This is a genomic window from Paenibacillus sp. J45TS6 (assembly GCF_018403285.1).
Classification (GTDB): domain Bacteria; phylum Bacillota; class Bacilli; order Paenibacillales; family Paenibacillaceae; genus Paenibacillus.
This window is the reverse complement of record NZ_BOSJ01000122.1, coordinates 1-235: the sequence shown is the minus strand read 5'-3', so window position 1 is coordinate 235 and position 235 is coordinate 1. Positions and strand designations below refer to the sequence as shown.

The window sequence follows — 235 nt, the reverse complement described above, 5'->3', positions numbered from 1 at the left end:
TCGCCCTATTCAGACTCGCTTTCGCTGCGGCTACGGCTTTTCACCTTAACCTTGCACGGGAACGTAACTCGCCGGTTCATTCTACAAAAGGCACGCCATCACCCATTTAACGGGCTCTGACTTTTTGTAAGCACACGGTTTCAGGTTCTATTTCACTCCCCTTCCGGGGTGCTTTTCACCTTTCCCTCACGGTACTGCTTCACTATCGGTCGCTAGGGAGTATTTAGCCTTGGCA

Annotated in this window: 1 rRNA gene; it reads right to left on the bottom strand. The window is 51.5% G+C overall.

Going from position 1 to position 235, the window contains the following annotated elements:
* Positions 1-235, bottom strand: a 23S ribosomal RNA gene (locus tag KJS58_RS25305); the annotation flags it as partial.